The organism is Sphingomonas floccifaciens, from assembly GCF_042681125.1.
GTDB classification, from domain to species: domain Bacteria; phylum Pseudomonadota; class Alphaproteobacteria; order Sphingomonadales; family Sphingomonadaceae; genus Sphingomonas; species Sphingomonas floccifaciens.
The window spans coordinates 1-11,493 of record NZ_JBHUFC010000022.1 but is presented as its reverse complement, the minus strand read 5'-3'; the positions used below and the strand labels follow the sequence as shown (position 1 = coordinate 11,493).

The 11,493-nt window shown below is 64.7% G+C and carries 11 protein-coding genes; all 11 read left to right on the top strand.

Going from position 1 to position 11,493, the window contains the following annotated elements; translation table 11 throughout:
- Positions 1-5: 5 nt before the first annotated feature.
- The 11 genes from trbC (at position 6) to ACFSC3_RS18055 (ending at position 11,036) form a co-directional block, all read left to right on the top strand.
- The gene (trbC, locus tag ACFSC3_RS18105) at positions 6-749 is read left to right on the top strand and encodes a type-F conjugative transfer system pilin assembly protein TrbC (RefSeq protein ID WP_024310617.1); all 744 of its coding nucleotides are present in this window, start codon (positions 6-8) and stop codon (positions 747-749) included.
- Positions 750-752: 3 nt separating this feature from the next.
- Positions 753-2,897 (top strand): conjugal transfer protein TraN, encoded by a 2,145-nt coding sequence (locus ACFSC3_RS18100; RefSeq protein WP_037447137.1) that lies wholly within the window; start codon positions 753-755, stop codon positions 2,895-2,897.
- Positions 2,894-3,301 (top strand): hypothetical protein, encoded by a 408-nt coding sequence (locus tag ACFSC3_RS18095; protein ID WP_037447140.1) that lies wholly within the window; start codon positions 2,894-2,896, stop codon positions 3,299-3,301. Before ACFSC3_RS18100 ends, ACFSC3_RS18095 begins: the two co-directional genes overlap by 4 nt.
- Before the next feature lies 1 nt (position 3,302).
- Positions 3,303-4,211, top strand: a complete 909-nt coding sequence (traF, locus tag ACFSC3_RS18090) for a conjugal transfer protein TraF (protein ID WP_024310614.1) — start codon at positions 3,303-3,305, stop codon at positions 4,209-4,211.
- On the top strand, positions 4,211-5,653 hold the full coding sequence (locus ACFSC3_RS18085; protein ID WP_037447143.1) for a conjugal transfer protein TraH: 1,443 nt from the start codon (positions 4,211-4,213) through the stop codon (positions 5,651-5,653). The genes traF and ACFSC3_RS18085 overlap by 1 nt, the downstream gene beginning before the upstream one ends.
- A gap of 23 nt (positions 5,654-5,676) precedes the next feature.
- On the top strand, positions 5,677-8,931 hold the full coding sequence (locus ACFSC3_RS18080; RefSeq protein WP_062126597.1) for a conjugal transfer protein TraG N-terminal domain-containing protein: 3,255 nt from the start codon (positions 5,677-5,679) through the stop codon (positions 8,929-8,931).
- A 359-nt stretch (positions 8,932-9,290) separates the two neighbouring features.
- The gene (locus ACFSC3_RS18075; protein WP_037447150.1) at positions 9,291-9,650 is read left to right on the top strand and encodes a hypothetical protein; all 360 of its coding nucleotides are present in this window, start codon (positions 9,291-9,293) and stop codon (positions 9,648-9,650) included.
- Positions 9,651-9,718: 68 nt separating this feature from the next.
- Positions 9,719-10,273 carry an SOS response-associated peptidase family protein gene (locus tag ACFSC3_RS18070; RefSeq protein ID WP_231902863.1) on the top strand — a complete coding sequence of 185 codons (555 nt, stop codon included), beginning with the start codon at positions 9,719-9,721 and terminating at the stop codon, positions 10,271-10,273.
- A gap of 112 nt (positions 10,274-10,385) precedes the next feature.
- Positions 10,386-10,667: an HU family DNA-binding protein gene (locus ACFSC3_RS18065; RefSeq protein ID WP_010409234.1), complete on the top strand. Its 282-nt coding sequence runs from the start codon at positions 10,386-10,388 to the stop codon at positions 10,665-10,667.
- A gap of 47 nt (positions 10,668-10,714) precedes the next feature.
- Complete coding sequence (locus ACFSC3_RS18060) at positions 10,715-10,867, top strand: hypothetical protein (RefSeq protein ID WP_007406311.1); 153 nt, start codon at positions 10,715-10,717, stop codon at positions 10,865-10,867.
- On the top strand, positions 10,842-11,036 hold the full coding sequence (locus ACFSC3_RS18055) for a hypothetical protein (protein ID WP_010409232.1): 195 nt from the start codon (positions 10,842-10,844) through the stop codon (positions 11,034-11,036). Before ACFSC3_RS18060 ends, ACFSC3_RS18055 begins: the two co-directional genes overlap by 26 nt.
- The last annotated feature ends 457 nt before the right edge of the window (positions 11,037-11,493 follow it).

Sequence of the window (11,493 nt, the reverse complement as noted above, 5' to 3'; positions counted from 1 at the left end):
CTGACATGAAGAAGTTCCTCCTTTCCGCGCTCGCCATCGCCTCGATCGGCACCGGCTGCGCCGTTCTCGCCCAGACCGTCGAGGGGCTCGATCTCGACGCGATCCGCGCGCGATCGGCCAAGTCCGAACAGGACGCGACCGCGCTCGTGAATGAGGTCGAGCGCCGCGGCGACGCGTTCCGCAAGGATGCGCAGACCGTGCAGGCGGTCGCGCTGGAACAGATGCGCACGATCGACAAGGCGAACCTGCCCAGGGGGCCGGCGGGCGCGGTCGACTTCGACGAGATGATCCAGGCCGCCTCGGCCAACCTCAAGGAGGCCCAAGGCACCGCGCCGCAGTTCATGGTGTTCGTGTCCACCTCGATGCCCGAACAGGCGCTGAAGCGGATCATCGCCGATACCTCGGCCGCTGGCGGCGTCGTGGTGTTCCGGGGCTTCCCCGGCAATTCGGGGAAGGCGTTCATCGCCGCGCTCTCCAAGGTGGTCGAGAAGGACCAGCAGTTCGCCTCGATCGGGATCGACCCGCGCCTGTTCCGAGCGTTCGACGTCACCGCGGTCCCGACGATGGTGGTCTCGTCGAGCGACTTCACGCCGTGCGACGGGCTCACCTGCAAGACGACGCCGCCTCCGTTCGATCGCATCGAGGGCAATGTCACCGTGCGCTACGCGCTGGAGACGTTCGCGGGCGAGAACGGCCCCGGCGCGCTGGTCGCGCGGACCGCGCTCGCCAACCTCGGCCGGAATCCCTGAGCCATGCGAGGGGGGCGCCTCCTCATCGGTCTCCTGGCGCCGGTCCTGGCAGCGCAGGCGCTCGCCCAGGCCCAGTCCACCCAGCAGGGCCAGCAGGGCCAGCAGGGCACCGGCGACTTCTACGGCCTGGGCGATTACACCTACTTCAGCGACACGACCCCCAAGCCTACCCCGACCCCCACACCCTCATCCGCGCCGGTTGCAAAGACGACGGTGACCAGTGTCGCCGAGCCGAGCGCGGCTCCCGCGCGGACCACCGCCAGCACCGCCCGCACGGTGCAGCCCGCGGCATCGAGCAATGCGGTCGCGGCCGAGCCGAGCGCGCAGTCGAGCAGTTCGACCTATACCTATCCCAAGGGGGATATGGCGGGCGCGCGCGCCGAGGCGAAGGCCCTGGCGACCCCAGCGCGACAGGCATCGGGCGGCATCATCTCCTCGACCGACCTTCCCTCGACGATCCCGGGCTTCAGCAGCGGCACCCAGCCCGGAGAAGCCTATGCCGACGATCCCGACGCGCTGATCGCGGCGGGTGGGTCTGCCGCTGGCGCGAACGAGGCATGGCAGCTCGTCACCGATCCGGGCCGCAAGGTCGTGACCGTGCCCGCCGGCGACCTCACGCGCGCGCAGGACGTGGAGAAGGACCCAAACAGCTATCTGGCCGGTCAGTCGGTGGGCGGCACGGAAAGCAGCTGCAAGCCACTGCCACCCAATGGCACCACCGATTATTATGAGGCGACCTGCAACAAGGGCGCGAAGGTCGAGGATACGCCGGCGACCTGCACCGGCAGGATGGACCCGGTGATCGTCGATACGTTGCGGTACTTCTACTACGGCGTACGTGACCAGAACGAAGGTAACGGGTTCGCCCGCAACAGCGTGATGCAGGCCAAGGTCAGTGCCGGCATTTGCCGGGTCGAGGCGGGGACGCCGCATATCTGCGATGCGCAGATCGAATTGGGGGCGGGCGGCGGCAACGTCGAAGACTATCGTCGCTGGTGCAAGAGCCTGTCCTCAATGCGCACCACCGCGCAGCTTTATTCGTGCTCGGCCGAAATCCCCCAGGCGGAGATCCCGGCGCACCAGAATTACGCGACCGGCACAGTGTATCTCAGGAAGGAAGGTACGCGCGAGATCACGCTAAAGCGCAACGAGGGAAGCTGTCCGGCGCTGGTGGCCGACACCGCCTGCACCGCGACGGGACCGGAGGTCTGCACCGAGGGGCCTGAGACGCGGATCATTGACGGTGTGTCGGTCACGGCATCGTGCTGGGCGTGGTCGCGCCCGTTCACCTGCCAGCGCATCACCCAGGCGTCCGATTGCAGCGATCTGGAGAACGGCGGAAAATGCACGTTCCTGCGTGACGAGTGCCTCGACGATCCGCAGGTTGGTGCGTGCCAGGTAACCACGAAGGTCTACAAATGTCCGGTTCCGTCGCCTCCGACGAACGATCCAAAGCAATATATCTGTGGTGACGACGTCTACTGCATCGACGGTGAGTGTGAGCCGGTCGAGCGCGAGGCATCGACCGAGTTCAAGGACGCCGTGGTCGGGCTGCACGCGCTGGGCCAGGCCAATGCCGAATTCGACCCTGATACGCTGACGCTGTTTTCGGGCAAGCGGCAGACCTGCCACAAGCCGGTGTTCGGGCTGGTCAACTGCTGCGCTGGCAAGGCGTCGGGCCTCATCACCACGGCTGCCGGCGCGGCCGCGATCGCGGGCGGGCCGGTGGCGATCGCCGCGCTCGCGACGCCATTCCTCACCATGTTTATGTGCTCGAACGACGAGAAGCTTCTCGACGTGCAGGACCGCATGGGGATGTGCCACAAGCTGGGCGACTATTGCTCGGACAAGGTGCTGGGCATCTGCACATCGAAATCGACGGCCTATTGCTGCTTCGAAAGCAAGCTGTCGCGCATCCTGCAGGAACAGGGACGCCCGCAGATCAACAAGCCGTGGGGCAGCGCCAAGAAGGAAACCTGCAAGGGGTTCACGCTCGACGAATTCTCGCGGCTCGACCTGTCGGTGATGGATTTCACCGAGGTCTATGCCGAGTTCGTCGACGCCGCGAAGCTGCCCGACGAGATCGAAACCTCGCGCCAGATCCAGGAGCGGATCAAGGCCTATTACGACGCGAAGAAGAGCAAATGACCGGCGTGACGCAACTGTCGGACCATCGTCCCTTTCCCGACCTGTCGGTCGCGGAATTTGCGGTCCTGATCGCGCTCCTGCGCGCCGGACCGCACCCGGCCGGGTTCCTTATCCCGACGCTCGACAGCTGGTTCGATACGAAGCTGTGCGTGGCCGATCTCGAACCGACGATCGCGCGGCTGATCCGCGCCAACCTCATCCTGCGCCGGGGCGAGACGCTCTACCCGCGCCGGCACGCCCGCAACCTCATCATCGGGGTGTACGGCAACCTGTTCCGCATCCTCGCCGACGACATGGCGCAGCTCGTGTCGCTCAAGGAGCCGTCGCTCCTCGGAACGCTCAAATCCTACCTCACCCGCCGCGAACAGGAAGATCGCGAAAAGCAGAAGAAGAAGGACGACTGACATGCGCAAGGCCCTGACCCTCGCTCTCATCCTCTCGGTCGCATCGCCCGTGCTGACGCCGGCGACGGCGCAGGAGCTGACGCCGCTGCCGGATTCGGTGTCGTCCACCCGCGATGCCGGTGACGACGGCCGCGATGGCGGTCAGGATAGCTATGGCAGCGCGGACGATCTCGGATCGGCCGACCGCGTCGCGGCGCAGACCGGCGACGACTTCTACTGCCGCGAACGGCGGCTCGGCACCTGGTTCTACTGCGACAAGCCCAAAGCCAAGCCCGCCGAGCAGCGGTCGGCGCAGCCCGCGCGGTCGTCGGCCGAGCAGCTTGCGGCGATCTCGAAACAGCTGGAGGAGTTGAAGGCGCGGGCGATCCTCGAGCCGACGCCCGAGAACATCAGCCACTATATCGCCTTCCAGCGCGAGCAGCTCGATCGCGCCTCGTCGTTCGCCGACATGTGGCAGCGCACGGTGTGGCAGAACCCCGACCTCGACTACACGCTCCAGCGCCCCGTCAGCCAGCTGGGCAAGCGAACCTGGCTCGACACGCGCAACGCCGATCGCGAGCGCGTGTTGTCGCAGATCTCCCAGCGGTACGGCGTGTTCTATTTCTACTCGTCGGCCTGCGCCGCGTGCGAGACCTTCGGGCCGATCATGCGCAGCGTCTCGGATCGCTTCGGCCTGACCGTCATGGCGATCTCGCTCGATGGCGGGCCGACCCGTGCCTTCCCGAACTACACGGTCGACACCGGGCAATACAAGGCGATGGGCATGCGCGGCCAGCAGGTGCCCGCGCTCGTCCTGTTCGACACCGTCACCAAGCAGCCGATGCCGATCGGCTACGGCGTGATGGCGGCCGACGAGGTGATGAACCGCATCTTCACACTGACCAGCGTCAAGCCCGGGAGTGACTTCTGATGGTCCGCTCGATCGTCCGCTTCTGCGCCGCGGTTCTCGCGCAGGCCAGCATGATCCTCGCGCTTGGCGGTCTCGTCGCGACGCCGGCGATGGCCGACGTCCAGGGCGAGATGAACAGCTATTTCAACAAGTCGGGCGCGGCCGCGAACGTGACCGGCCCGACCGCCTTCCAGGGGCAGTCGGCGGGCTATTACTCGGGTGGTTCGCTGTGGAGCCGCTTTCCGCAGAAGTCGATCAACCCGGTCAGCGTCGCGCTCCCCAGCGCGCGCGGCGGCTGCGGTGGCATCGACCTGTTCGCGGGGTCATTCTCGTTCATCAACGCCGACGAGATCGTGGCGATGCTCAAGGCGACCGCCAACAACGCGATCGGCTTCGCCTTCCAGCTCGCGATCGACAGCATCTCCGCGCAGATCGGCGGGGTGATGAAGGACATGAGCCAGCGCGTGCAGCAGCTGAACGCGTTCAACATGTCCTCCTGCGAGGCGGCGCAGCAGGCGGTCGGCTCGCTGTGGCCGGCGATGGACGGGGCGTCCTCGACGATCTGCCAGCAGGTCGGCGGGGCGAAGGGCTTCTTCTCCGACGCGGCCGCGGCGCGCCACGGCTGCACCAACAAGGGCGAGCGTGAGGATACGATCGCGCGTGCCGGCGACGACGCCGAGCTGGTCCAGTCGAAAAATTACACCTGGTATGCGCTCAATGCGAAAAGCGCGACCAAGCCGTCCCGGGAATATGCCGAGTTCCTCATGACGATGGTCGGCACGATCATCTACGACGCCACCAAGTCGGAAAGCAGCATGGGCGCGTTCCAGTTCATCGCGCCGGCAAGCTGGGACACCTATCAGGCGCTGCTCGACGGCACCGCCTCGGCACCAACCGACGTGTGGCAGTGCGACACGACCGACGACAAGGGGTGTCTGAAGCCCACGCCCACCAAGCTGAGCATCTCGACCAACGAGGCGCTGCGTACGCGCGTCCTGAAGGCGATGGACAGCATGTCGGGCAAGATCCGCTCCAACGCCGCGCTGTCGGGTGACGAGATCGCGCTGCTGGGCATGACGTCGATCCCGCTCTACAAGATCCTCGTCGTCAACGAGGCGGCGCACATGGGCCTCTCGGGCGGCGATCGCGCGACGCTCGCCGAGATGGTCGCGATCGACATGCTGATGTCGATGCTCGACCGGATGCTGGACACGATCTCGCAGGCGCAGGCGGGCGCGAAGTTCGTCTCGACCGACGAGTTCAAGGCGTGGCGCGCCCAGGTCGACAGCGTGAAGACCGAGCTGTCGCGGCGCAGCGAGAAGATGGCCGGGCAGATCTCCAATACCTACCGGGTGATCCAGTACACCCAGTTCATGGAATCCACCCTCAAGAACACCATGAGCCCGCAGTTGTCGGCTTCGCTCCGGTTCGGACGCGGCCTCAGCGCGCAGGGCTTGCGGTAAACGGCGGCAAGGGAGCGACGGCGATGGGCGGGCTCGAAGTCTTCACGATCGGCGGGGGCGAATACATCGTCAACGTCTTCAATGCGGTCGCGGCATGGACCGGGGGCGGGGGCTATCGCTCGATGCTCCAGGTCGTGATGGTGATGGGCTTCATCTACTCGCTGTTCGTCGTCGCCTTCTCGCTCGACTGGCGGGCGTGGTTCAACTGGTTCCTCCAGTCGACGCTTATCTACATGATGCTGATGGTCCCAACCGTCACGGTGAAGGTGACCGACCGGATCAACCCCGCGCTCGCGCCGGCCGTGGTCGACAATGTGCCGCTGGGGCTTGGGGTGATGGCCTCGTTCACCAGCCAGGTCGGCGACTGGATGACGCGGTCGGCCGAGACCGTGTTCGTCATGCCCAACGCGCTCGCGCTGACCAACAACGGCATGATCTACGGCGCGCGGCTGATGGACAAGGCGCGCACCTTCCAGATCACCGACAGCGTTTTCCGCGCCAACCTCGACGAGCACCTGAAGCAATGCACCTTCTATGACGTACTGCTCGGCTTCAAGGCGATGGACGACCTGACCAAGACCAATGACCTGTGGGCGTCGATCGGGCCGGGGTCGCCGGCGCGCAGCCAGCGCTGGATTACTTCCACCGGCCCCGGCACGACCGAGAATTCCATCATTCCGTGCAACGAGGCATATTCTCGCATGGATGCGCAGTGGCGGGCTGCCTACGACAAGGATCTGCTGCCGTTCGCGAAGAGCGCCTATCCCGGCATCGCCGACACGGTCGCGGCCCAGCGCATCCGCGATGACCTGCCGATCGTCGCGGCGCAGATGCACGGCAGTTCGACCGATGCCTATTCGTACCTCAAGCAGATCTCGATGATCGACGCGTTCCTGGCCGCGCGGGAGAGCTTCTCCGACGCCGGGTGGGACGCCTACGCCTCGCAGCGCGCGGATGCCCAGGCCAAGAACACCTACACCTCGATCGCGACGCAGGCGATGACCTGGGTGCCGCTCCTCGGCATCGTCCTGACGGTCGTGTTCTACGCGATGTTCCCGGTGCTTTTCCCGCTGTTCCTGTTCCCCAGGACCGGCCTGCAGACGCTCAAGGGCTATGCGACCGGGTTCTTCTATCTCGCCTCCTGGGGGCCGCTCTACGTCATCCTGCACATGTTCGTGATGAGCAGGGCGGCGAGCCTTTACCATGCGGCATCGCCGATCGGGCCGACGCTGCTGGTCTCCGACGGCATGGCGAGCGTCAATGAATCGATCTCGACGCTCGCCGGCTTCCTGATGATGAGCGTGCCGTTCATCGCGGGCGGGATGGCGCGCGGCGCGATGGCGATCGCGGGCCATGCGACCTCGATGCTGCAACCGGCGCACAGCGCGGCCGAGCAGGCGGCGACCGAGCGCACGACCGGCAACTATTCGTACGGCAACACCTCGTTCCAGAACCTGACGTCGGGCATGACCCAGGCGAACAAGTTCGACGATCAGCCCAAGTTCAATTCGGGCTATTCGGTCGGCACGTTCACGAACGCCGATGGCGGGGTGACATACGGCTTCGCGGACGGGACCAACGCGTTCGATACGCGCCAGGGCATCTCGAACCTCGCGTTCACGCCGACGCGGACCGCCGGGTTCGACAGCAGCATGAGCCGCGCGCTCTCGGACGGGCAGACGCACACCCAGTCGCTCCGCAGGGCGGCATCGCAATCCTGGAACGCTACGGCGACGACGGCGACGGATCTGTTGACGGCCGCTGAGCATCGGCGGGGGAGTTCGACCGAGACGGGGTCGGGGTTCAATAACAGCATCACCAGAATGACGGAGGCATCTCGGAGCCTTTCCACCGGGCTGACCAGTCGCTTTGGGCTTAGTGAGTCCGACAGTCAGAGTATAGCACGAGCGACCCAAATGACGGGAAGTGCGGATGCAGGCCTTTCGATTGCGGCGAAGTTGTGGAAGGTCGATACAAAAGCAGGCTTGGCAGCCAAGATCGCATCAATCGCCAGCGAGAATACGGACAGACGCATTTCGGGCGAACAGGCGTATTCTGAGCTCTCGGATTATCTTACTAAGGAGACGAATTCGACGCAGGCCCGGGCAGCACGCGACGAATTCATGCGTGAATCGAGCACGAGCGGAGATAGCGAGGTTCGGTCGCTGTCGCAGAAGCTCGGCGTCAGCGTCGGGGAGTCGCGGTCGGCGTCGTTGGAAGCAACTCGAGCCGAAGAGACGTTCCAGCGGGTCAGCAATGATGTGAGGGAGTCCTCGGCGCGGGGCTGGTCCCTCAACCGGAACGAGAGCCAGGAGTTTGTCGTGTATGCCCAGGAGCGGCTTCTCGGCGACGACACGCTGTCGCAGTTCGGGTGGACGCCGGGCATGGTCATGCCGCGCACGCCGCAACAGGAACAGGTGCGCGATATCCTGCTGGGCGAGTTCATGGAGCGCCGCGTCGCTTTGGTTCGCGACGAACTGGGTGTAAGCGTGCCTGAGCGCCTTTCCGGGCAATTGCATGGCCCTGCATCGGCGACGCCGGGTGCGGTACAACAATGGGGCAATCAGCGGGCAGCGGGTGTCAGGGCGCAAGGGCCAGATGTTTCGATCCGCGAGAGTTCGCGCGACCTTGACCTGGCCGGCAACGTCGCTGACGCGATTCCGAACGCGTCAGCGCGCATCACGCGTGGCGCATTCGAGGTCGGCAATGGTGTCGACGAGGCGAGAGGGACGGCGGGTCAGCTAGTTGACCATGTCCAAGAGCGCAATGACGCGTGGATCACGACGACACTTCCGGGTGTTGAGGGCGCGCGCAACTGGGTCCGTGACAATCTGGGCATAGGTGCTGGCACCAGCCATGTTTACGAAGTCCCTCGCGGTGAGCGAACGATGCTGCCGATTTCGGGGCGGCTGAGTTCGGGAATGGGTGGTCGGATCGATCCGGTCACGGGCGAGCCTGGACGGCATCACCGAGGGGTGGATATTGCAGCGCCAGCCGGGACGGAGATCCGCGCGCCTGCATCGGGTCAGGTCATTCGGAACGACTTCCAAGCCAACGGTGCCGGGAATTATGTGGTCCTGCAACACGGCGACGGCTCACAGAGCAAATACTTCCATATGCAGGACCGGTCTGGCTTCCAGGTAGGAAGTACGGTCGAGGCCGGGGCTGTGATTGGCCGCGTTGGCAGCACAGGGAAATCGACCGGGTCGCACCTTCATTATGAATTATGGAGGGATGGCGCTCCGGTCGATCCGAGGCGGTGGCAGTTGAGAAACTAATGGAAAGGAAAAAAGAAAACGATGAGGATTACGGCAATAATTGCCATCGCGGTCCACTTCGAATTCCCGTGACCCTCAACCACAGCCGAGTTTGACGGATAAGCCTCATCCATCAGCTCTCGGCCGTAAGGAGTGGACATATCATACATGTTCTGCGGATTGATGTAATAGGACGAAGGCGAGGGAGGGGACCCACCGATCGGATACCGATCCCAGTCCATTTGGCCAGTTTCGTGGTTCAACATGGCCGCTCCTTCCTTAATCCGTAGCTGACCGAGCTGGTCAGAATTAGGCTTGCAAAGCCTAGCATATCGGATTGAGTCTGACGAGGATTTTCACCCGCACTGACGGAGTGAAGCATGACGGAGCAGAGCGGCGCGAACCCGCGCACGGTCGAACGCTACGAGGCGCTGCTGCGCGATCATCTGCTGTTCTACGATGCGCTGCGTCTGCGCGAGCGCCGGCCGAGGAGCGCGGCGCAGCGCCAGTTTCAGGACGTGGCGTGGGGCAAGGCCCCGCCGGTAACCGATCACGAGTGCGCCTATGTCTGGCACCTGAAGGCGCGCGGGATCGCGCCGTTCAACACGCCGGCGCCGGCACCGCATATCGACGACGTGATGGCCGGATTCGACGTCGGCGCGCGGCCGGTTAGTGGCGACGTCGGCACGAAATGGGATAATGCCTGGCGCGAGTATCGTGGTGGCCGGGAGTTCTTCTAACCTGGGCACGATGAAGGAGCCGATCGATCTGCAACCGATATCGCCTGAGCGCCAAACAGGCCGCGGTGATGCGGGCGGTCGGATTCGAGCCGCCTTATCCCGAGGACGAGACCTACCCGGTGCCGCGCGAGATCTTCCCGACGGGCAAGAAGACAGCGCGCTACGGACTGGTCGTCAGGCGGGCAGGGGAGGGTAACCGTCCGCTCGAACCGGTCGCGATGGAATGGGGCTTCCCGACCAAGGTAGCGAGCAAGCGCGACCCGGCGGTCAAGCTGGACAAGTTCGTCACCAATGCGCGGAATCTCGCATCGTCGATGTGGAAGCCGTCGATCGCGAATCCCGATCGGCGCTGCCTGGTCCCGTTCACGCACTTCGCCGAGCCGCATCCCGACGGCGGGACGGGCGACGATGGCAAACCCCGCCAGATGTGGTTTTCGCTGCCCGACCAGCCCATCGCCTTCTTCGCCGGTCTGTGGCGGCCGACCGAGCGCGGCGATGCCTATGCCTTCTGCACCACCTCTCCCAACCCCACCGTCGATCCCTGGCATCCCAAGGCAATGCCGGCGATCCTTCACCCTCGCGATCTACGGCATGGCTCGACGGCAGCTATGAAGACGCCCTGAAGCTCGTCCGCCCCTACGAGGGCGAGATGAGCGCGCAGGAGGCAACTCCCGATGGCGGCGCGACGTGAACCGGGCTAAGGCCGGTCCAATCATTCACCACCGGGACGTGTTCATGACGACGACATCCGATCTGGCCGAACAGCTCTCCAATACCCATGGCCTCGCAAAGGCGGACGCCAGGAAGGTCATCGATGCGATCCTTGCGAACATCACCGCGGCTGTCGCGACCGGCGAGGAAGTCAGCCTCAACGGGTTCGGCAAGTTCAAGCTGAAGGACACCCCAGAGCGCCAGGGGCGCAACCCGTCGACGGGCGAGGCGATCACGATCGCGGCGTCACGCAAGCTGACGTTCGCGCCGGCGAAGGCGGTCCGCGATCGGATGAACGGCAAGTGATAAACGGGCCAGGGTTTTAGAACGCTGGCCTAAACTGAGGGGACTTCATGGCCGATACCGCAGCCGACTACCGCGCGAGGGCAGCGGCCGACCTTGCCGAGGCCCAGCAGCTCGTTCTGCCCCATGCTAGGGACCGTATGCTGCATTCGGCCGATCGCTGGTCGAAGATGGCTGATGCGGCCGATCGCCGTGTCCGGTAACGAAAGCACGACGGTCGCGCTCGACGTGGCTAACTGGTCAGCGGTCCAGGCAATGGTCGAGCGTCTCGACGACAGGGCTGTGATAGCGATCTACGAGCTGGCCGAAGGCGCTGGTCCGGTCGCGGACCTCGCGGCCGCACAGATGGAAAAACGCAACCTCGACTATTGAGCCAAGTTAAGAGTTCGGCCGCTGGTTAAGCCGCTGTTGCCAAGCCGGCACAAGCCACGTTCCTGTTGTTCCTGTCAGTTAGAGAAGACACGTTCTTCGCCAAGTAGACATGACACCGTCTGGTAGCAGCGGGGGCAGCGTGGAGCCATCCAAACAGCGCAGCGCTGCCCCCGCTGATGCGATGAACTTGCGGCTCCTGCCCCCGGACCCGCTGCGCCAGCAGCGGGCTCGGTCACGCCAGTTTTCGAGCGCTCGAGCTTTCCCGAAACTCCGTCTCCGACGCCGCATTTCGGGAAAAGGCAATCGGGAACATATTTCGGGAAAATCAGCCCCGGACCCGCAAGGCGTAGCCGGTTTGCGACCCAGGATCTCGATCGCCGTTCGTTTGAGGGGGCACCTCAAGGTTTGTCATATGGACAGCGGCAGTCGGAACAAATGGTCAACAAAGGCCTGAGCG